At 62.6% G+C, this 20,826-nt stretch carries 15 protein-coding genes; 4 read left to right on the forward strand and 11 right to left on the reverse strand.

Going from position 1 to position 20,826, the window contains the following annotated elements; translation table 11 throughout:
* Positions 1-116: 116 nt before the first annotated feature.
* The 5 genes from R6254_RS00655 to R6254_RS00675 form a co-directional block, all read right to left on the reverse strand.
* Positions 117-2,621 carry a DUF1631 family protein gene (locus R6254_RS00655; RefSeq protein ID WP_318403669.1) on the reverse strand — a complete coding sequence of 835 codons (2,505 nt, stop codon included), beginning with the start codon at positions 2,619-2,621 and terminating at the stop codon, positions 117-119.
* Between the two features lie 27 nt (positions 2,622-2,648).
* Positions 2,649-3,605, reverse strand: coding sequence for a protein translocase subunit SecF (gene secF / locus R6254_RS00660; RefSeq protein WP_318403670.1), 957 nt, complete (start codon positions 3,603-3,605; stop codon positions 2,649-2,651).
* 27 nt (positions 3,606-3,632) lie between these two features.
* Positions 3,633-5,537, reverse strand: coding sequence for a protein translocase subunit SecD (gene secD, locus R6254_RS00665; protein WP_318403671.1), 1,905 nt, complete (start codon positions 5,535-5,537; stop codon positions 3,633-3,635).
* A 69-nt stretch (positions 5,538-5,606) separates the two neighbouring features.
* Complete coding sequence (gene yajC, locus R6254_RS00670; RefSeq protein ID WP_318403672.1) at positions 5,607-5,939, reverse strand: preprotein translocase subunit YajC; 333 nt, start codon at positions 5,937-5,939, stop codon at positions 5,607-5,609.
* A gap of 177 nt (positions 5,940-6,116) precedes the next feature.
* Positions 6,117-9,698, reverse strand: coding sequence for an indolepyruvate ferredoxin oxidoreductase family protein (locus R6254_RS00675; RefSeq protein ID WP_318403673.1), 3,582 nt, complete (start codon positions 9,696-9,698; stop codon positions 6,117-6,119).
* Positions 9,699-9,881: 183 nt separating this feature from the next.
* On the opposite strand from R6254_RS00675, the gene R6254_RS00680 reads away from it, so the two are divergent.
* The gene (locus tag R6254_RS00680; protein ID WP_318403674.1) at positions 9,882-10,367 is read left to right on the forward strand and encodes an Lrp/AsnC family transcriptional regulator; all 486 of its coding nucleotides are present in this window, start codon (positions 9,882-9,884) and stop codon (positions 10,365-10,367) included.
* A gap of 203 nt (positions 10,368-10,570) precedes the next feature.
* Here R6254_RS00680 and R6254_RS00685 read toward each other — a convergent pair whose 3' ends face one another.
* From R6254_RS00685 to R6254_RS00695, 3 genes are read right to left on the reverse strand one after another with little or no spacing between them, the layout of a single operon-like run.
* Positions 10,571-11,992: an efflux transporter outer membrane subunit gene (locus tag R6254_RS00685; protein ID WP_318403675.1), complete on the reverse strand. Its 1,422-nt coding sequence runs from the start codon at positions 11,990-11,992 to the stop codon at positions 10,571-10,573.
* Between the two features lie 27 nt (positions 11,993-12,019).
* Positions 12,020-15,265 (reverse strand): efflux RND transporter permease subunit, encoded by a 3,246-nt coding sequence (locus R6254_RS00690; RefSeq protein WP_318403676.1) that lies wholly within the window; start codon positions 15,263-15,265, stop codon positions 12,020-12,022.
* Between the two features lie 44 nt (positions 15,266-15,309).
* Entirely contained in the window at positions 15,310-16,530 is a 1,221-nt protein-coding gene (locus tag R6254_RS00695; protein ID WP_318403677.1) for an efflux RND transporter periplasmic adaptor subunit, read from the reverse strand.
* A gap of 79 nt (positions 16,531-16,609) precedes the next feature.
* Here R6254_RS00695 and soxR point away from each other — a divergent pair, with 79 nt between their 5' ends.
* Entirely contained in the window at positions 16,610-17,071 is a 462-nt protein-coding gene (soxR, locus tag R6254_RS00700; protein ID WP_318403678.1) for a redox-sensitive transcriptional activator SoxR, read from the forward strand.
* A 19-nt stretch (positions 17,072-17,090) separates the two neighbouring features.
* Here the strand turns inward: soxR and R6254_RS00705 are convergent, their stop codons facing one another.
* Positions 17,091-17,963, reverse strand: coding sequence for an alpha/beta hydrolase (locus tag R6254_RS00705; RefSeq protein ID WP_412103093.1), 873 nt, complete (start codon positions 17,961-17,963; stop codon positions 17,091-17,093).
* A gap of 175 nt (positions 17,964-18,138) precedes the next feature.
* On the opposite strand from R6254_RS00705, the gene R6254_RS00710 reads away from it, so the two are divergent.
* Positions 18,139-19,173 carry a LysR family transcriptional regulator gene (locus tag R6254_RS00710; protein ID WP_318403680.1) on the forward strand — a complete coding sequence of 345 codons (1,035 nt, stop codon included), beginning with the start codon at positions 18,139-18,141 and terminating at the stop codon, positions 19,171-19,173.
* 8 nt (positions 19,174-19,181) lie between these two features.
* On the opposite strand, the gene R6254_RS00715 is transcribed toward R6254_RS00710, so the two are convergent.
* Together R6254_RS00715 and mltA are read right to left on the reverse strand one after the other, a co-directional pair.
* A complete protein-coding gene (locus tag R6254_RS00715) occupies positions 19,182-19,490 on the reverse strand; it encodes a hypothetical protein (protein WP_318403681.1) in 309 nt (102 codons plus the stop codon).
* A 26-nt stretch (positions 19,491-19,516) separates the two neighbouring features.
* Positions 19,517-20,719 (reverse strand): murein transglycosylase A, encoded by a 1,203-nt coding sequence (gene mltA, locus R6254_RS00720; protein WP_318403682.1) that lies wholly within the window; start codon positions 20,717-20,719, stop codon positions 19,517-19,519.
* On the opposite strand from mltA, the gene R6254_RS00725 reads away from it, so the two are divergent.
* Complete coding sequence (locus R6254_RS00725) at positions 20,667-20,825, forward strand: hypothetical protein (RefSeq protein WP_318403683.1); 159 nt, start codon at positions 20,667-20,669, stop codon at positions 20,823-20,825. The genes mltA and R6254_RS00725 overlap by 53 nt on opposite strands.
* The last annotated feature ends 1 nt before the right edge of the window (position 20,826 follow it).

Raw genomic sequence — 20,826 nt, forward strand, 5'->3', positions numbered from 1 at the left:
AGCCCCCACGCTTTTCACTTCGTGTAATACGCTGCCCCCTCAGGGGGCTAATTTCCCTTGGGGCGGCCCGGCGGGAAATTGCACTGCTGGAACCCTCTTCGTTGCGGATGACACGCCTACCCTAGCAAGCGCTCCGGGTTCGCATCCAGCTTGGCCAGCGCATCGCGCGTGGCGCGCACGGTGAGGGCTTCTTCTTCCGTCGGCACCAGCAAGCCAGCCTGCAAATAAGCTGCCAGCCGGCGGGCCTGAATCAGGAAATTGCGGCCATCGGAGGACGCAAACAAATGTAATTGCCCGCGCTCGCTGCGCCAGGAGAATTGCACGTGGCTGACCTGGCCATTGTGGTCCAGGCTGAACCAGGCGCCGACCTGCAGCTCCTGCGCCCAGCCGCGCATGGCTTCGCTGGGCCGGCTGCCGCCATCGGCGATGACCTCGATATCGGCCGCATCGATCCCTATCATCATGACCAGGTTTTCGGTGTCCAGCGGCAGGTCGCCGACATCCTCGTCGGACAGGTAGTCCTCCAGATTCGCCAGCCGTTTGGCCATTTCATCGATGCGCTCCAAGGAAATCGCATCCGTTTTGGACATGAAGGCATCGGCCAAGGTGTCGCTGATGACCTTCAGGTGCTGGTCCTGCACCGATGTGTTCATGCCCAACATGGACATGCCCAGGCGCAGCAGTTGCAACAGCTTGGGCAGGTCGGCAATCACCCGCGCCCTGTCCGTGCGATTCGGTTTGGCGCTGGCCGCCCACACCAAATCAGCGGCGGCCTGTTTCAGGGTGATGGTGTCTTTGTGCTGGGGCCCGTTTTTCATGGCGGCGAGGGCCAGCACTTCGGCCCAGACCTTGAACAGGAATTCGCGGATCCCCTCGCGCACCGGCATGTCATTGAGCATGTTGCGCATCTCAATGGTGTACTGGATGGCCATGGTTTCTTTTTGCTCAAGCTGCTGGGCCACACTCACCACACGGGCGGCACTGCCTTGTTCCGAAAGAAACTTTGAGAGGAATTTCTGGAATTCGTCATGCACCAGCTGGAACACCCGCCGGCCGGTCTCCGGGTATTGCTCGATGACCTGGACAATCCGCTTGATTTCAATTTCCAGCGCACCACCGGTGACCGTCGCTTCAAAACCCAGCACGCAGGACCCCATGCGGTCGATCAGCCGACGCGCGGGATGCTGCAAGGAGCCAAAAAACTCGGGCTCGGAAAGCGCCACGCGCAAGACCGGCATCTGCAGCCGGGCAAACCAGACCCGCACGGCAGGCGGAATCCGGTCTTCCGCCAGAATGCTCTGGAACATCAGCGCCACAATTTCAATGGTGGCCTTTTCACTGGACGTCGAGGCGGCTTGTTTCAGCTCCGCGGTGCGCTGACGTATGGCGCTCGCGGCCTGCTCGACGTGGGCCGAGCCATACACCCGATGGGAGGTGTCCAGTATCGTGCCTTCGAAGCCATGACCGCTGTCACCGACCCCCGGTGGCACCTGAGCCAATACCTGCGCCAGTTGTGGCGAAGGCCGGTTGGTATGGCTGTGGTCGAAGTCAACCGCATGGTCCGACAACAGGCGTTTGAGATGGCCCATGACACCTTGTGCGCGCATGCGCACCCGTGCCAGGGGGGAAGTCCCGGTTTGCATGCGGGTTTCGTCGTTGATGTCATGGCGTGCAGCGGCCGAATCGGTGTGTACGGCATCGCGACCTGTCGGCCTGCCACCGCCACCGCTGCCCGCGCCCTTGCCGCCCGAGCCACCAGCAGCACCGTTGCCACCAAAAAAGCCCCCAAGGCCTCGGCCACCGCCGGCGGTACCGGAGCCACCGGATCCGTTGCCAGGCCCCGCGCCACCCCCACCCACCCCGGCACCTAAGCCGCCAACGCCGTAGCGGGCCTCACCCACCGGGGCCGCGCGGCCGTTCGGGGGTGCGCCTGCCGGCTGGGAAGGAGGGCTGGGCCGCGCCACAGTGACGGCAGAAGGCGTGCGTTTGACCAGGGCCCGCAAATCAATGTTCACCATCACGTTTTCCTTGATCAGGAAAGCGTTGGCAGCGTGATAGGCCTCCAGCAGGTGCCCGGTCAGGCGCTGCTGGATAAGATCCTGCACCGACAGCCACAACTCACGTGACAAGGGCGCCAGCGTCCATTGCTCCACGAGGTGCTGCGACAAAATTTCGGGGCGAAAAATATCGTCTTTGGCAAGTTCCGCCACATCTTCCAGGCTCTGGATGCGCAGGCGCAAATCATTGAGCTCCCAGCTGGCGCTGTCGAGCAGGCGCAAGGCCAGGCGCGAGGCCAGGATCTTGTTCTCCATCACCTCGTTGCCCATCAGCTCGAATTTCCCGCTGTCCAGCGCCGCAGGCGTGTTGGCCGTGGTCGGCAGCAGCGTTTTTTGCCAGGCGGCGATGGTGGCGTTGACCCAGACCGCCGCATTGTCCTGAAAGGACAAGAAACCATCACGGCGGTCTTGCATCTCACGTGCACTGCCGCCCTGCTCCATCAAGGTGGTGAGCTTGAGCTTGATGCCGGCGGCCAGCTCGGGCAGGATGCGCGCAGCCTGGCCTACAAACAGCTGGCGCGCCTGCCTTGCTAGAAGAAGTTCTCTTTTGTTGTTTGCTGCCACAGCCGTGAGGGGTTGTTGCCGGACAGCTTACACCATGGCGCCAGCGTTGGGATCGTTCGGATCCTCATCCTTTTTGTTCGCCGAAGGTTTGATCAGGTCTTCACGCTTGATGCCCAGCCACATCGCCAGGGCCGCGGCCACAAACACCGAGGAGTAGATGCCGAAACAGATGCCGATGGTCAGCGCCAGGGAGAAATAAAACAGCGTCGGTCCGCCAAACAACAGCATTGACAGCACCATCACCTGGGTCGACCCGTGGGTGATGATGGTTCGGCTGATGGTGGAGGTGATCGCGTTGTCGATGATCTGCGTGGTGTTCATCTTGCGGTAACGCCGGAAATTCTCGCGAATCCGGTCAAAAATCACCACCGATTCATTCACCGAATAACCCAGCACGGCCAGCACGGCGGCCAGCACCGAGAGCGAAAACTCCCACTGGAAATAGGCAAAAAACCCGAGAATAATCACCACGTCATGCAAGTTGGCGATGATGGCCGCGACCGCGTATTTCCACTCGAAGCGCAACGCCAGGTAAATCATGATGCCAATCACCACCATGCCCAGCGCCTTCAGCCCGTCGTGCGCCAACTCTTCACCCACCTGAGGGCCGACAAATTCGGTGCGTCGCAGGACAACCTCGGGATCCTGGGCCTTCAGCGCGCCTATGACCTTCTCGCTTTGCTGGGCCGTGGTCACGCCTTTTTGCGCCGGCAGGCGGATCATCACATCACGCGCTGTCCCGAAATTCTGCACCTGCACATCCGTGAAGCCCAGGCTGGACACCGTGCCGCGCACCTTCTCCACATCGGCCGGCTGTGAATAACTCACCTCCATCACCGTGCCGCCGGTGAATTCCACCGACAGATGCAGGCCGCGCGAAAACAGGAAAAACACAGCCAGCGCAAAGGTTGTGAATGAAATCACATTGAAAATCAGGGCATGCCGCATGAACGGAATGTCCTTGCGGATTTTGAAAAATTCCATGACGTCCTCTACTCGTTGTTCTGTTGTCTAGTGGGTCGATGCGCTGGACTTGCCGGTGTTGGCAGGCACACCCGCGTCAACAGCCGGCCGCCACACGGTCCCGATGGACACCGTCTTGAGTTTTTTCTGCCGGCCGTACCAGAGATTGACCAGGCCGCGCGAGAAAAACACCGCCGAGAACATGCTGGTCAAGATGCCGATGACGTGCACCACCGCAAAACCGCGCACCGGCCCGGAACCGAAGGCCAGCAAGGCCAGGCCCACAATCAGTGTCGAGATGTTCGAGTCCAGGATGGTCGCCCAGGCGCGTTCGTAACCACTGTGAATCGCGGCCTGCGCCGAAGCGCCGCTGCGCAGCTCTTCACGCACCCGTTCATTGATCAGCACGTTGGAGTCGATCGCCATGCCCAGCGCCAAGGCCATGGCGGCCATGCCCGGCAAGGTCAATGTCGCCTGCAGCATGGACAACACGGCCACCAGCAGCATCAGGTTCACCGCCAGCGCCAGCCCGGAGAACATGCCGAACAACATGTAATACGCCACCATGAAAGCCACGATCACCACAAAGCCCCAGGCCACGCTGTGGAAACCCTTGGAAATATTTTCTGCGCCCAGGGTCGGGCCAATGGTCCGCTCTTCAATGATTTCCATGGGTGCCGCCAGCGAGCCGGCACGCAGCAACAAGGCCAGATCATTGGCTTCCGTCACACTCATGGAACCGGAAATCTGGAAGCGGTTGCCCAGTTCGCTTTGAATCACAGGCGCCGTCAGCACCTCGCCCTTGCCCTTTTCAAACAGCAAAATGGCCATGCGTTTCTTGACGTTTTCACGGCTGGTATCGCGCATGATGCGCCCGCCCTTGGCGTCCACCGTCAAATCGACCTTGGGCTGCTGGCTTTGCGAGTCAAAACCCGGCTGGGCATCGGTCAGGCTGTCGCCAGTCAGGATCACCTGTTTTTTGACAATCACGGGCCGGCCGTCACGCTCCAGAAAACGTTCGGAACCGAAAGGCACGGTACCCGAGCCGTTTTCCGCCGCGCGGCCTTCCGCGCTTTCATCCACCAGGCGCATCTCCAACGTGGCCGTGCGGCCCAGAATGTCCTTGGCCTTGGCCGTGTCCTGCACACCCGGCAGTTGCACCACGATGCGGTCCAGGCCCTGCTGCTGGATCACCGGCTCGGCCACGCCCAACTCGTTGATCCGGTTGTGCAGCGTGACCATGTTCTGCTTGAGCGCCTGCTCTTGCACCAGACGCGCGGCCTCCGGCTTGACGCGGGCTGTCAGCTTGTATTCAGTCCCGTCGGGGCCATCCACCAGTTGCAGGTCAGCGAACTGGTCCTGGAAAATCTTCTTGGCGGCATCCAGCGTGCCGGCGTCGCGGAATTTGACATCGATCGCCTGACCGTTGCGGCTGATGCCGCTGTGGCGGATGTTCTTTTCGCGCAGCACGACACGGATGTCGCCGGCCAGCGATTCCGCTTTTTTCGTCAACGCCGCCTGCATGTCCACCTGCAGCATGAAATGCACGCCGCCGCGCAAGTCCAGACCCAGATACATGGGCCGAGCGTTCAGCGCGGTCAGCCACGCGGGGGAGCGCGACAGCAGGTTGAGGGCGACAATGTACGAGGGCGACGTCGGGTCAGGTGTCAGCGCTTTTTCAATCGCGTCCTTGGCCTTGAGCTGGGTGTCGGTGTCGCCAAAACGCGCTTTGACCGAGGCGCCGTCCAGGCTGACGAGGTCGGCCACGATATTGGCCTCCTTGAGCGCCTGCTCAACCCGCGCCACGGTGGTCGTGTCAATCTTGACGCTGGACTTGGCGCTGGAGACCTGCACCGCAGGCGCCTCACCAAAGAAGTTGGGCAGCGTGTAAAGAGCGGCAATCAATAAGGCGACGACGATGATCGCGTACTTCCAGACCGGATAACGATTCATGAGCGTACTGTTCCTGGGAAACTGAGGGACGGGAGGGACCGGCCTGGGCCGGTTCGGCGGGAAAGCCGTTTACTTGATGCTGCCTTTGGGCAAGACCTGAACGATGGCGCTGCGCTGCAGCTGGATTTCAACGCCAGCGGCCACTTCCACGGCCAGGTAGGCTTCGCCCATTTTGGTGACCTTGCCGAGCAGACCGCCGGCGGTAACCACTTCGTCACCCTTGGCCAGCGCGTCAATCATGGCGCGGTGTTCTTTCTGCTTTTTCATCTGTGGACGGATCATCACGAAGTAAAGCACCACAAACATCAACACCAGCGGCAACATGCTGGTCAACGAGGACATCATGCCGCCCTCGGCAGCGGCAACAGGGGCAGTTTGGGCAAACGCGGAAGAAATAAACACGGCAGACTCCACAACAAAAAATAGGGCGCCCCCGACGCACGGCCGGGGGTGCAGAGAGCCTGATTGTATGCGGCAGAGGGCGAATGGAAAGTTGTAACCCGCGCGTTTTCAGGGCTGTTCCGGCCGGCATCCGCCCAGATACCGCCCAAATCTGCGTTTTTGCCGCCGAACCGTGCTTCAGGCCGCCAGCTGGCGCGGGCTGGCCGCCGGCTGGCGAAACGCCGCCATGGCCTCGTCCCAGGACTGCTGCGCCTGCGCCACATGGCGCGCCTTGACATGCCCATAACCCCGGATGAGCTCGGGAATCCGGGCCACGTCGACGGCGGCCGCATGGTTGGCAGCATCCAGGCTTTGCAGCACTTCTTCGATGCTGGCCTCATAACGGGTGATCAGCGCACGTTCCATCTTGCGTTCTTCGGTCCGGCCAAACGGGTCCAGCGCGGTGCCACGCAGGCCTTTGAGTTTGGCCAGGGCCTTGAAACCCGTCAACATCCAGGGACCAAACTTCTGCTTTTGCAGCTCGCCCTTGTCATTTTTCTTTGCCAGCAGCGGCGGCGCCAGGTGGTAATTGAGCTTGAAGTCACCTTCAAACATGGCGTTCACCTTGTCATGGAAGCTGCGGTCGGTATGCAAGCGCGCAACTTCGTATTCGTCCTTGTAGGCCATCAGCTTGAACAAATACCTGGCCACCTTCTGGGTCAGCAAGGTCTTGCCCAGCGCCGATTCGGCCTGCTGCACCCGGCTCACAAAACTTTCGTAACGTTTGGCATAGGCCGCGTTCTGGTAGTCCGTCAGGAAGGCCACACGGCGCGCCACCAGTTCCGCCACACCCTGGCGCGGGGCCGGCATGGCGATGACTTGCGCGGAGACAAACAGTTTTTCAAACGAAGCCAGATCGTGGGCGGCACGCCGGCCCCACTCGAAGGCCGTCTTGTTGTTGTCCACCGCCACGGCATTGAGTTCAATCGCGCGCATCAACGAATCACGCGCCAGCGGAATCCAGCCTTTCTGCCAGGCGTAGCCCAGCATCATCGGGTTGGTGTAAATGCTGTCGCCCATCAGTTTGGTGGACGCCGCGTCGGCATCGAAGGCGCCTACACCGGCCAGGCCCACGGCTTTGACAATTTCCGCGGCGCAGGCATCGGCCGGGTTTTGCCAGTTGGCGTTGTGTACAAAAGCCGCCGTCGGTGTGCTGTGGGTGTTGAGCGCCACCTGGGTGCGGCCCTCACGCATACGCAGCACGGTTTCCTTGCCGGCCGCCACGATGGGGTCGCAGCCGATGATCAGGTCGGCCCCGGCCATGCTGACGCGGGTGGTGCGGATGTCGTCCTGGCTGTCGCCTATCAACACATGGCTCCAGGTCGCACCGCCTTTTTGCGCCAGTCCACCGGCGTCCTGCGTGACGATGCCCTTGCCTTCTATATGTCCGGCCATGCCCAGCAACTGGCCGATGGTGATCACCCCGGTGCCACCGACGCCGGCCACCACAATGCCCCAGACATGACCGTTAACCCCCTGGATCGCAGGAATCTGCGGCTCCGGCAAAGTACCCATTTCAAACGGCGACGTCGTCTTGCCTTTGGCTTTTTTCTTGAGCTGCCCGCCTTCGACGGTGACAAAACTCGGGCAAAAACCCTTGAGGCAAGACATGTCCTTGTTGCAGGTCGACTGGTTGATCTGGCGTTTGCGGCCAAATTCGGTTTCCAGCGGCTCGACGCTCAGGCAGTTGGACTGCACGCCGCAGTCGCCGCAGCCTTCGCAGACCAGCTCGTTGATGACCACACGTTTGGCCGGATCCACCATGGTGCCGCGTTTGCGGCGCCGGCGTTTTTCCGTCGCGCAGGTCTGGTCATAAATGATGACGGTTGTGCCCTTGATCTCGCGGAACTGCCGCTGGATGGTATCGAGTTCGTCGCGGTGGTGTACCGTCACGCCCTCCACCAGGCTGACCCCCTGGTATTTTTCCGGCTCATCGGTGACCACCACAATCTTGACCGCACCTTCAGCCCGCATGGCCTGGGCGATCTGCACCACCGACAGGCCTTCGGGCCGTTCGCCCACCGGCTGGCCGCCGGTCATGGCAACCGCGTCGTTGTACAGAATTTTGTAGGTGATGTTCACCCCCGCAATGATCGACTGGCGCACCGCCAGCGAACCGCTGTGGAAATACGTGCCGTCCCCCAGATTCGCAAACATGTGCTGATCGGTGGTGAAAGGCTGCTGGCCCACCCAGGGCACACCTTCGCCGCCCATCTGGGTGAAACCCATGGTGGAGCGGTCCATCCACAAGGCCATGAAATGGCAGCCGATGCCGGCCATGGCGCGTGAGCCTTCGGGCACCTTGGTTGACGTGTTGTGCGGACAACCCGAGCAAAACCAGGGCTGGCGGTCGGCCTGGATTTCCAGCACCTGCAAGGAACGTTCCTTGGCTTCCAGGATCGCCAGTTGCGCATCCATACGTGCCGTCATGTCGCTGTCCAGGCCCAGCTTTTTGACCCGTTGCGCAATCGCCTTGGCAATCAGCGCCGGCGACAGATCGGCGTTGGCACGCAGCAAGGTATTGGCCGTCGGATTTGGCATCGACCATTCGCCGCCGCTGAAATCGCCATCCACCTCATTGAACTTGCCGTAGATATTCGGGCGCACATCGGCGCGCCAGTTGTACAACTCTTCCTTGAGCTGGTACTCGATGATCTGGCGTTTCTCCTCGACCACCAGGATCTCGCGCAGGCCGGTGGCAAATTCACGCGTGCCCTGCGCCTCCAGCGGCCAGACCACCCCCACCTTGTGCAAGCGAATACCGAGCTGGCGGCAGGTGGCATCGTCCAGGCCCAGATCGATCAGGGCCTGGCGTGTGTCGTTGTAGGCCTTGCCGCTGGCGATGATGCCGAGGCGGTCGTGCGGGCCTTCGATCACGTTGTAGTTCAGGCGGTTGGCGCGGATGTAGGCCAGCGCGGCATACCACTTGTAATCAAACAGGCGCGCCTCCTGCTCCAGCGCCGCATCAGGCCAGCGGATATGCACGCCGCCGGCCGGCATCTGGAAATCGGTCGGAATCTTGATCTGCACACGTTCGGGATCGATCATGGCCGTGGCGCTGGATTCGACAATCTCCTGAATCGTTTTCATGCCGGCCCAGACGCCGGAAAAACGGCTCATCGCAAACGCATGAATGCCCAAGTCCAGGATTTCCTGCACGTTGGCAGGGAAAAACACCGGCAGGCCGCAGGCCTTGAAGATATGGTCGCTCTGGTGCGCGGCGGTGGAGCTTTTGGCCACATGGTCATCGCCGGCCACGGCGATCACGCCGCCCCAAGGCGTGGTGCCCGCCATGTTGGCGTGTTTGAAGACGTCGGAGCAACGGTCCACGCCCGGCCCCTTGCCGTACCAGATGCCAAACACACCATCGAACTTGTTGGTGCCCGGCGGCGAAAAACCCAGTTGCTGCGTGCCCCAGAGGGCGGTGGCGGCGAGTTCTTCATTCACCCCGGGCTGGAACACGATGTTTTGCGCCTTGAGGTAACTCGACGCTTTCCACAAAGCCTGGTCATAACCCCCCAGCGGGGAGCCGCGGTAGCCGCTGATAAACCCGGCGGTGTTTTTACCGACCATGGCGTCGCGCTGGCGCTGCAACATGGGCAGCTTGACCAGGGCCTGCACCCCGCTCATGAAGGCCTGGCCGTAATCAAGGCTGTATTTGTCGTCGAGCGTGACGGTCTCTAGCGACTTGCGAATGTGTTCGGGCAGCGGGGCGTTCATTGTTTTTGTCTCCAGTCGTGGGCGAAAACCGCTTTGTGGGCGGGTGGCTTGCAAGCAGGTGTGCCGGGTAGGCAAGCGCCTCTAGGCTCCAGCAAAGTGTAGGCGTGATGGGCAGATAAGTCTTTGCTTTTTATGCCCAGATTAAGCGGCCCAAAGAAAGAATCTTGCTTAAAATCGCCACATATGGAAACGCTGGACAAGTTTGACATCGCCATTCTGAATGAATTGCAAAATAATGGCCGCTTGAGCAATGCCGAGCTCAGCACCCGCGTCGGCCTGAGTGCCGCGCCCTGCTGGCGGCGTGTGCGGGCGCTGGAAGACAACGGCTACATCAAGGGTTACCGCGCAGAGATAGACCGCCACAAGATCGGCCTGGGCGTGTTGGCTTTTGTCCGCCTGGACGCCGAACGCAACACCGGCGATGCAACCCGCGTGCTGGAAGAAGCCATCCGCAAACTGCCCGAAATTGTGGCCTGCCACTACATCAGCGGCACCGGCACCTTCGAGCTGCAGGTGGTGGCGCAGGACCTGGACAGCTTTTCGCGCTTTGCGCTGCGCAGCCTGATCAACCTGCCGAACGTGAAAGACCTGCACACCAGTTTTTCCCTGGGCGAGGTCAAGGCCAGCAGCCTGCTGCCGCTGGGCCACCTGTCGGGCAAAACGGCATAACACCGGCCGCTGGTGCCGGGCTTATGCATAAAATTGGCATCCAGCCCTTACCATATAAGCGTAAATAGCTATCAATTAGATAGCAATTCACTCAACAGGCTTGCAAGCAAGGGCCGCGGATCTGGCTCCGCCAAGCCGCAGGCGCCGTCCCCTGCAAGGGGAAAAGGCCTTACACGCAGTGAACGCCGACAGGGGTGTTCAGTTCAAGCACTCCAGCCGCCACCTAGCGCGCGAATCAAGCCGACCGTCGCCAGATACTGCTCAACACGCACCTGCAAGGCCTGGCGGCGGTTGCGCAACTCGCTGCGCTGGGCGTCCAGCAGTTCGAGCTGGCTTACAAAGCCGTTGCGGTAACGCGCATCGGACAAGACCGTGGCGCGGGTGGCGGAGGCCACCGAGCGTGACTGCGCCTCGGACTGCTCGGCCAGCAGGCGCAGAGCCGAGAGCTGGTCCTCCACATCCCTGAAAGCCACCAACACCTGCTCGCGGTACTGGGCCAGGGCAATATCGAGTTCGGCATTCGCGTTTTGCACGCCGGCTGCACGCCGGCCGCCGTCAAACAGTGGCAGCGAGAACAAGGCGCCCACGCCCCAGGCGCGGGTGGATAGCTTGAACAGGTCGCTGATCTCGGGCGCGGCATAACCGCCGGTGGCCGTCAGCGCAAAGGTGGGAAACCAGGCGGCCTGGGCCACACCCACCCGGGCCTGGGCCGCCTGCAAGCTGTTTTGGGCAGCCGACACATCGGGTCGACGCACCAGCACCGTGCTGGGCACACCCGCCGGAATCACCGGCAAGACCGTGGCCCATTCCACCGGCGCCACCTGGAAGCTGGAAGCGGCTTCGCCCACCAGCACGGCCAACGCATGTTCCAGCTCGGCACGGCGGCGGTCCAGCGCCAGCCCTTCCGACTCGGTGGACGCCACCTCGGCACGCACACGCGCCACGTCCAGCTCGGCCACGTCACCCTCCCGAAAGCGCACTTCGGTCAGGCGCAAGGTGTTGCGGTAAGCCTGCAAGGTGCCGCGCACCAGCGTTCGTTCGGAGTCGAGTGCGCGCAGCTTGAGGTAGGTCTGCGCCACATCGGCCTGCACCAGCAACTGCGTGCTGCGCAGCAGCGCTTCGCGGGATTGGGCGTCCAGCGCGGCCGCGTCAGAAGCCAGCGAAAGTTTGCCGATCAAATCCACCTCATAAGAAAAATTCGCACTGGCGCTGACCATGGTTTGCGGCCGATTGCCGGTGGTGCTGTTTTGCTGGCGCACAGCCCCCGCACCCGCGCCCACCTGCGGCAGGCGGTCGGCATCGGTGGAGCGCAGCAACGCACGCGCCTGCGCCAGCCGGCCGGCAGCAACAGCCACGCTGTTGTTGTTGCGCCCAGCCTGTTCGACCAACTGGTCCAGCACCGGGTCGGCAAACACGGTCCACCAGTTGCCCTGGGCTTGCGCCTGCGCAGGCGCGGTGTTTTCAGACATGGCCAGAACGGCGTTTTCCTTGAACGCCGCAGGCGCCACCGGCAGACGGGACGGATCCACCGACGCACTGGTGGCGCAGCCGGCCAGCAGCAGTGCGGCGAACAAGGGCAACAAAGCTGCGTGCAGCTTTGGCAGGGTTGAAGACAGATGGTTCATGGTGAACTCCTTTTTTTGGCTTTGTTGTTATTCGTGATGTTTGAGCGGCGCGGCCGGCTGGGCATGCAGGGTGGCAGCACCCCCGCCAGCGGGGCTGGCTGCAAAAGCTTCCAGGTGCGGCACTTCACCATGCAACCTGAGCGGTCGGTTGCCTGCCATGCGGCGCAGCGCAACATAAAACACCGGCGTGAGAAAGAGGCCAAAAGCCGTCACACCGATCATCCCGGCAAACACCGCCACCCCCATGGCCGAACGCATCTCGGCACCCGCTCCGGTGGCCAGCACCAGCGGCAACACACCCATCACAAAAGCCAGCGAAGTCATCAGGATGGGGCGCAGGCGCAGGCGGCTGGCCTCGATGGCGGCCTGTACCGGCGTGCGCCCGGCAAACTCCAGTTCACGCGCAAACTCCACAATCAAAATCGCGTTTTTCGCCGACAGCCCGACCAGCACCATCAGGCCGATCTGGGTGAAGACGTTGTTGTCACCGCCCGTGATCCAGACGCCGGTCATTGCGGCCAGCAAACCCATGGGCACGATCAGGATGATGGCAATCGGCAAGGTCAGGCTTTCATACTGCGCGGCCAGCACCAGGAAGACCAGCAGAATGGCCAGCGGGAACACCAGCACCGCAGAATTGCCGGCCAGGATTTCCTGGTAAGTCAGCTCGGTCCATTCATAACTGATGCCTTTGGGCAGGGTTTCTGCTGCAATACGTTCTATCGCGTCCTGCGCCTGGCCCGAGGAATAACCCGGTGCCGGACCGCCGCTGATATCGGCCGACAGGTAGCCGTTGTAACGCATGGCGCGTTCCGGGCCAAAGCTGGCATTGACCTTCATCAGCGCCGACAGCGGCACCATCTCGCCGGTGGTCGAACGCACCTTGAGCAGGCCCACGTCTTCAGCCCGCGCACGGTAGGCCGCGTCGGCCTGCACCCGCACGCTGTAGGTGCGGCCGAACTTGTTGAAGTCGTTGGCATACAAGCTGCCGAGGTAGATCTGCATGGTGTCGAAAATGTCGGTCACCGGCACATTCAGCTGGCGCGCCTTGGTGCGGTCAATGTCGGCATACAGCTGCGGCACATTGACCTGCCAGCTGGTGAAAACGCCGGTGATCTCGGGCGCTTGCGAGACCTTGTCCATGAAAGCTTTCACGGCCACATCCATGGTGTCGTAACCCAGCGAGGCGCGGTCTTCCAGCTGCAGCTTGAAGCCGCCCGTGGTGCCCAGGCCTTCCACCGGCGGCGGCGGGAACATCACGATGAAGGCATCCTGGATGCTGCCGAAGGCCTGGTTCAATTGCCCCGCCACCGCGCCGCCGCTCTGGTCGGCACGTTTGCGTTCGGCAAAAGGTTTGAGCGTGACGAACACAATGCCCGAGTTGGAGCTGTTGGTAAAACCGTTGATCGACAGGCCGGGAAAGGCAATCGCATCTTCCACATTCGGGTTCTTTTGGATGAGCTCGCCCATGCGCTGGACCACGTCTTCGGTACGGTCCAGGGTGGCGCCGTCGGGCAACTGGGCAAACCCGATCAGGTACTGCTTGTCCTGCGCCGGCACAAACCCGCTGGGCACCAGTTTGAAAACACCGACCGTCGCGGCCACCAGCACCAGGTAAACAACCAGCATCAGGGCCTTGCGCGAGATCGCGCTTTTCACACCCGTGCCGTAGGCCGCAGAAGCACGGCCGAACAGGCGGTTGAAGCCGGCGAAGAAACGGCCGAACACCTTGTCCATGCCGCGTGTCAGCGCATCCTTGGGCGCATCGTGGCTCTTGAGCAGCAAGGCCGCAAGGGCTGGTGACAAGGTCAAGGAATTGATGGCCGAGATCACGGTGGAAATCGCAATCGTCACCGCGAACTGCTTGTAGAACTGCCCGGTCAGCCCGCTGATAAAGGCCAGCGGCACAAAGACGGCAACCAGCACCAGCGCAATCGCGATGATGGGGCCGGACACCTCGCGCATCGCGCGGTAAGTCGCTTCACGCGGCGTGAGCCCGGCCTCGATGTTGCGCTCCACGTTCTCGACCACCACAATGGCGTCGTCCACCACAATGCCAATCGCCAGCACCAGCCCGAAGAGGCTGAGCGCGTTGATCGAGAAGCCCAGCAAATGCAGCACGGCAAACGTGCCGACCACCGACACCGGCACCGCCAGCAGCGGAATGATGGAGGCGCGCCAGGTTTGCAAAAACAAAATCACCACCAGCACCACCAGCGCGATAGCTTCCAGCAGGGTGTGGATCACCGACTGGATGGAGGCGCGCACAAACTGTGTCGGGTCGTAAGCCACGCGGTACTCGACCCCTTCGGGCATGTTCTTCGCCAGTTCGTCCATGGTTTTGCGCACCTCGGCTGATATCTCCAGCGAGTTGGAGCCGGGCGCCTGGAACACCCCCAGGCCTACCGCGGGTTTGTTGTTCAGCAGCGAGCGCAAGGCATAGTCGGCCGCGCCCAGTTCCAGCCGTGCAAGGTCGCGCAGCCGTGTGATGGCGCCGTCGGCACCGGTCTTGACGATGATGTCGCCGAACTCTTCCTCGTTCTGCAGGCGACCCTGCGCGTTGATCGAGAGCTGCATGTCCACACCGTCCAGCCCCGGCGAGGCGCCTATCACGCCGGCCGCGGCCTGCACGTTTTGCCCGCGTATCGCGGCCACCACGTCGCTGGCCGACAGGCCGCGCTGCGCCACCTTTTGCGGGTCCAGCCAGACCCGCATGGAATAGTCGCCGCCGCCAAAGATCTGCACCTGGCCGATGCCCTGGATACGCGCGAGCCTGTCCTTGACATTGAGCACCGCGTAGTTGCGCAGGTAGTCGATGTCGTAACGGTCATTCGGCGACACCAGATGCACCACCATGGTGAGACTGGGCGAGCTCTTGATTGTTGTGATGCCCAAGCGGCGCACTTCCTCGGGCAGGCGCGGCTCGGCCTGCGAGACGCGGTTCTGCACCATCTGCTGCGCCTTGTCGGGGTCGGTGCCGAGCTTGAAAGTCACGGTCAGTGTCATCACGCCGTCGGTGGTGGCCTGGCTGCCCATGTACAACATGCCCTCAACGCCGTTGATGGATTCTTCCAGCGGCGTGGCCACGGTCTCGGCAATCACCTTGGGGTTGGCACCCGGGTACTGGGCGCGCACCACCACCGAGGGCGGCGCGACTTCCGGGTATTCGGAAACCGGCAGGCCGCGCAGCGCCACCAGACCGGCAATCAACATCAGCAGCGACAACACGCCGGCAAAAATCGGCCGGTCAATAAAAAATTTGGAAAGATTCATGACAATTCTTCTTGTTCAGATGAAGCAGGGACAAAACCCCGCGTTCAGGATTTCGCTGCAATCTGCACCGGTTTGCTCAACTCGGCTTTGGCCGCCATCTCGACCGGCTGCGGCGCGACCAGTACACCGGGACGAATACGTTGCAGCCCATTCACCACAATGCGTTCATGGGCCGCCAGGCCGCTCTTGACCACCCGCAGGCCGTTGACCGACGCACCCAGCGTGACCTCGCGGTAAGCCGCCTTGTTGTCGGCCCCCACCACCAGTACAAACTTTTTGTTCTGGTCGGTGCCAACGGCGCGTTCATTGATCAGCAAGGCGCTGCCCTGCGTGGCCTGGCCCATGCGGATACGCGCAAACTGGCCGGGCATCAACTGGCCGTCTTTGTTGTCGAACACGGCGCGGGCGCGCACCGTGCCACTTTTGGCATCGACCTGGTTGTCCACCAGTTGCAGCCGACCTTCAAACGGGGTGTCGGGGCTGGCCGCGGTGCCCATCTGCACGGGGATCAATTCCAGCTTGCGCACACCTGTGGCATTCACGTCTTTCAGGGCCCGGGCCACCACCTGCTCGTCGGCGTCAAAACTCGCATAAATCGGGCTGACCGAGACCAAGGTGGTCAACACCGGCGCACCCGGGCCGGCCGCCACCAGGTTGCCCACCGTCACTTCGAGTTTGCCGACACGGCCAGCCACCGGCGCCCTGACTTGCGTGTAGCCCATGCTGAGCTGCGCGGTTTGCAAGGCGGCCTGCGCGGCACGCAGATTGGCAGCAGCTTCGCGCTGGCCGTTGGCGCGTTCGTCAAACTCGCGTTTGGAAATCGCCTGCTCGCTCCACAGGCGTTGTGAACGTTCATGTTCGCCCTGGGCTTGTGCCACACGGGCTTGTGCGGCGGCGACCTGGGCGTCGGCACGCTCCACATCAGCGGCATAAGGCGCTGGATCAATCGTCAGCAGCAACTCGCCTTTTTTGACCAGCGCGCCTTCGCGGAAATGCACCGCCTGAATCGTGCCGGCCACACGTGAACGAATGTCGACGCGCTCCACGGCCTCGAGCCGGCCCGAGAACTCGTCCCAGACCGCGACATCACTTTGCACCACCGTCGCGACGGACACGGGTGTCGCCGGTGCTTGGACCGGTGCACTGGGTTGGGCACGGATATTGGACGTCCCCAACACGGCGACGGAGACACCGGCCACGGCCAGCCCCGCCAGGGCAAGGGCCAGAAGAAGGCGTTTGTAGCCCTTGGATGGATTCGATTGCATTTAAATTCCCTCTAAAAATTATTCGACAACTAAAAACGGTTACTCTAAAACCTCAACTTAACCTGAGGTCAAGCACTGAATGAAAACCCCTGATGCAAACGGTTATTGCTGCGAACTCAGCGTGGGCGACGTCGCCGAACGCAGTGGTGTCGCGGTATCCACCATCCACTTCTATGAGTCCAAAGGACTGATCAAGGGCTGGCGCAACCCAGGCAACCAGCGCCGCTACGCGCGTGATGTTTTGCGCCGCGTGGCGGTGATCAAGATCGCTCAGCGCACCGGCATTCCCCTGGCCTCCATCCACGAAGCCCTGATGACCTTGCCCGAAGGCCGCACACCCACCGCCACCGACTGGCGCAAACTGTCCGCGCGCTGGAAGGCCGAACTTGACGATCGCATCGTCCGGCTGACCCAGCTGCGTGACGAGTTGAGTGGCTGTATTGGCTGCGGTTGTCTGTCCATCAAGGACTGTCCGCTGCGCAATCCCGGGGACGAGCTTTCGGCACAAGGCCCGGGGCCACGGCTGCTCCACCCGGATTGACCCCGACGACAAGGCTTCATCACCCCACCTTGCGCGCAGCATCCAGCGCCGCCGATACGGCGCTGGCAAAAAAATCACGCATTTGTTGCTGCACAGCCGCTGCCCAGGCCACGTCCGTGCCTGCGGCTTGCTGGTAACTGCAGGGCCAGCCGGTTTTCTCGGACAACACCGCGGTTTGCACCGCCAGGCCCGCGGCACGCAGGCGCGTGGCATAAGCCAGCGTTTCGTCGCGCAGCGGATCGTCCTGGGCGGTGACCAGCAAGGTGGGCGGTAGCCCTGTCAGGCGCCAGGCCGCGCCGGGCGTGGCATACGGGTGCGCGGCGTCTTCCAGGCGCGCCAGGTAACGCTGCCAGCCATCGGCCCAGACACAACCCACCGGGCCGGCGGCGGCTTCGCGCAAGGAGGGCGTTCCCAGGCAGGGGTCCAGCATCGGCGACAGCAGGATCTGGCCGGCCAGCGCCGGTTGCTGGCGGTCACGCGCCATCAGCGCCACGGCGGCGGCGAGGTTGCCACCGGCTTCTTCGCCGGCAACAAACACGGGGGCGCCGGGGCCGGCGAGTTTCTGGCGCGTTTTCCAGGTCCACAACAAGGCGGCATAAGCACTGTCCACCGCCTGGGGAAAAGGATGGGCCGGCGCCAGCGGATAGGCCAGCGACACCACCACCGCACCGGCGCCGGCCAGCAGGCTGGCGACACAGGCGCCGCTGTCCAGCGAGCCGCCGGTAAACGCCCCGCCATGAAAATGCAGCACCAGCGGGGAGGCCGGCGCCGTGCCGCGACGGCCGTACACACGCACGGCCAACGTTTTTTCAAGCGTGATCTGAATTTGCTTTTCCACGCCAGGTGGCGGGGCTTTTGGGGCGCCGGGGCGGGAATGCGGCTGGCTTGTCATCATCGGGAACCGCGAGCGGGCTCTTGTTGTTGCAATGACGCAGAAGATAAGCGCTATCGGCCATGCAATAAAGAGGCGTTTTGTCTACACTTTGTTTCACCAGTGAAACAATCCCCCCCGAATTCCTGACAGTTCCCGACTATTCTTCACAACCCCCGGTCAAAAGGATTTAAGGATGGACAAGTTTTCTGCCATGCAGGCCTTTGTGCGCGTTGTGGAGGCCGGCACGTTCACCAAGGCCGCCGACTCCATAGGTCTGCCCAAGGCGACGGTGACGCGGCTGATCCAGACGCTGGAAAAAGAGCTGGACACCAAGCTGCTGAACCGCACCACACGCAAGGTCACGGTGACCGCCGATGGCGCGGCGTATTACGAACGGGCCGGCCGCCTGCTCGGCGACATGGAAGAGCTGGAGTCCAGCATGTCACGCGCCAAGGCCAGCCCGCGCGGCCGGCTCAAGGTGGACATTCCGGGCTCGTTAGGCATGGCGGTGATCATTCCCGCCCTGCCGGATTTTTACGCGCGTTACCCCGACATCCAGATTGAACTGGGCGTGAGCGACCGGCCGGTGGACATCATTGGCGACAACGTGGACTGCGTGGTGCGCGGCGGCGAGTTGCAGGACCAGTCGCTGGTGGCGCGGCGTATTGGCGAGTTCAACCTCATCTCTTGCGCAGCGCCCGCCTACCTGAAACGCCACGGCACACCGCAACACCCGGACGAGTTGTCACAGGGCCACACCCTGGTGCGTTATATCTCGCCGCGCACCGGTCGCCTGTTTCCGATCGAGTTGTGTCGCGACGGCGAAGAAGTGGAAGTGCATGGCCGGCATTTTCTGGCCGTCAATGACTCCAACGCCGGCGTGGCTGCCGCACTGGCCGGGCTGGGCATCATCCACACCTTGACCTTGCTGGTGCAGGACCACATCAGCAGCGGCCGGCTGGAGCCGCTGTTCACCGGCTGGTGTTCGGAGCCGGCGCCCATCCATGTGGTGTACCCACCGAATCGCCACCTGAGCAACAAGGTGCGGGTGTTTGTCGACTGGATCGCCGAGCTGTTTGCCAAGAACGATCTGATCCAGCGCAAAAGCACACTCCCGCCGGCGCGGGTCACGCCCCTGGCGCACACCGCGCTTCCCGCAAGCCCTGACCTGGCTTCAGTCCAAATCCTTAAGCCTTTCAGGCCTGTAGCCCAGGAAACACGGGCGTAAGCAGCTATCTAATTAATAGCAACTGACGAGTCCCGCACGCAACGCACATTCAGCGGCAGCAGTGGATAACTGAGCTGCGCTTCGCGCCCCTGCGCACCCAGGCCAAACTCGGCCCGCAGGTGCGGGCTGCTGTAAACCGTTTGTTGCGGGCCCTGGCCGCCCGCGTCACGAAACAAGACCTCGCTGCCGCCAGTCCCGTCGAGCAAGGCGCTGTCGTCGACAAAACGCACCTGGAAGCTTAGGCCATGTGCGCAGCGATAAGACTGCGTGCCGGACGATGGGCCGAGACCGGCGCAAGCGGTCAGGGTGGCAGCCACCGCGAGTGGCCAAAAGATGCGGAGCTTCACTTGGGCCACAGCGCCCACAGGCGCAAAGGCTGGCTCACGCGGCTGGCCAGTTGGCCTGCCTCGGGGCCGGTCCCGGCAAAATAGTCGGCGCGCACGGCACCCACAATCGCACTGCCGGTGTCTTGCGCGATCACCAGTTTCTGCAGGTCAACCGCCGCGCCGCGCGAGGCCAGCCAGACCGGCGTGCCATAAGGAATACTTTCCTTGTCCACCGCAATCGAGCGGCCCGGCGTCAGCGCCACACCTTGCGCACCACGCGGGCCGTAAGCTGCGTCCTGCTCGCTCAAGGCTTCTTCACGGAAAAAAATGTAGCGCGGGTTGCTCCACAGCAGTTGCGGCACACGTTGCGGATTTTGCGCGGCCCAGACTTTGGTGGACTCGGTCCAGGGCGGGCTCATGCGGCCCTGGCCTTGCTCGCTGAGCCACTGGGTGATGCTGCGAAAAGGCTGCTCGTTGGACCCCGCAAACGCCACACGCACCGTGCGTTTCACGCCATTGGCCTCGGTGATCTCGAGTCGGCCCGAACCCTGGATGTGCAGCGACATGGCATCAATCGGGTCGGCCAGCCAGGCGATTTCCCGGCCGCGCAAGGCGGCCTGCGCTTCGGGCAAGGTGTCGATTTCCTGGCGCGTGTACCAGGGCTTGCGGCTGGCCAGCCCGGCCGGCGGCTGGTACAGCGGCACGGCGTAACTGTTGCCGGGCTGGCGGCTGGCCTTGAGCACGGGTTCGTAATAACTGGTCAGCAGGCCGTCGGCCACACCTTGCGGCGTTTCAACGCGGTAGGGCTGCAGCCGGCTCACCATCCAGGCGCGTTGTTCGTCATTGGTCGCGATGCTCAGGCGCCGCACCTCGCCGCACAAGGGCGCAAACACCGGGCCGGGCCGCTCGCAACTCTTGATCCAGGCGTTCCAGGCCTCAAACAAGGCATCGCCCTCAAAACCCGGCAACTCGGCCCAGGACACCGGCACCCAGCGGCTTTTGCCCTGCAGACGCACACCGGCCTGGCCCGCGCCGGTGTCCGGCCGCGCCGGCTCGACACTGCCGGCGGGCGGCGGCGGTAAAGGCAGGGGCGCGGTGGCGCAGGCCACCAGCACCAGGGCGGCAGCGATAATGACAGCGGTTTGTGTTATCCGGGAAAGAACAGTCATGGCCTTACTTTTACTCGAAGCCCTGGGGGCCTTGTTGATTTTTGTCTTCATCATCTGGTGGACGATGTTCTCGGGCCGAAAAAATGGCGAACTCAAGGGCGACATCCACCCCCCGGCGCCACCCGGCGAGCCGGAAAAGCCGCACGACTCGCCATAGC

Source organism: Polaromonas potterensis, from assembly GCF_033446725.1.
Lineage (GTDB): Bacteria > Pseudomonadota > Gammaproteobacteria > Burkholderiales > Burkholderiaceae_C > Polaromonas.

Bases quoted from the DNA above. Each gene is read 5' to 3' on its own strand.
- secF (WP_318403670.1), bottom strand. From the start codon at position 3,605: ATGGAATTTTTCAAAATCCGCAAGGACATTCCGTTCATGCGGCATGCC.
- secD (WP_318403671.1), bottom strand. From the start codon at position 5,537: ATGAATCGTTATCCGGTCTGGAAGTACGCGATCATCGTCGTCGCCTTA.
- R6254_RS00675 (WP_318403673.1), bottom strand. From the start codon at position 9,698: ATGAACGCCCCGCTGCCCGAACACATTCGCAAGTCGCTAGAGACCGTC.
- R6254_RS00680 (WP_318403674.1), top strand. From the start codon at position 9,882: ATGGAAACGCTGGACAAGTTTGACATCGCCATTCTGAATGAATTGCAA.
- R6254_RS00685 (WP_318403675.1), bottom strand. From the start codon at position 11,992: ATGAACCATCTGTCTTCAACCCTGCCAAAGCTGCACGCAGCTTTGTTG.
- R6254_RS00690 (WP_318403676.1), bottom strand. From the start codon at position 15,265: ATGAATCTTTCCAAATTTTTTATTGACCGGCCGATTTTTGCCGGCGTG.
- R6254_RS00695 (WP_318403677.1), bottom strand. From the start codon at position 16,530: ATGCAATCGAATCCATCCAAGGGCTACAAACGCCTTCTTCTGGCCCTT.
- soxR (WP_318403678.1), top strand. From the start codon at position 16,610: ATGAAAACCCCTGATGCAAACGGTTATTGCTGCGAACTCAGCGTGGGC.
- R6254_RS00705 (WP_412103093.1), bottom strand. From the start codon at position 17,963: ATGACAAGCCAGCCGCATTCCCGCCCCGGCGCCCCAAAAGCCCCGCCA.
- R6254_RS00710 (WP_318403680.1), top strand. From the start codon at position 18,139: ATGGACAAGTTTTCTGCCATGCAGGCCTTTGTGCGCGTTGTGGAGGCC.
- R6254_RS00725 (WP_318403683.1), top strand. From the start codon at position 20,667: ATGGCCTTACTTTTACTCGAAGCCCTGGGGGCCTTGTTGATTTTTGTC.
- mltA (WP_318403682.1), bottom strand. From the start codon at position 20,719: ATGAAGACAAAAATCAACAAGGCCCCCAGGGCTTCGAGTAAAAGTAAG.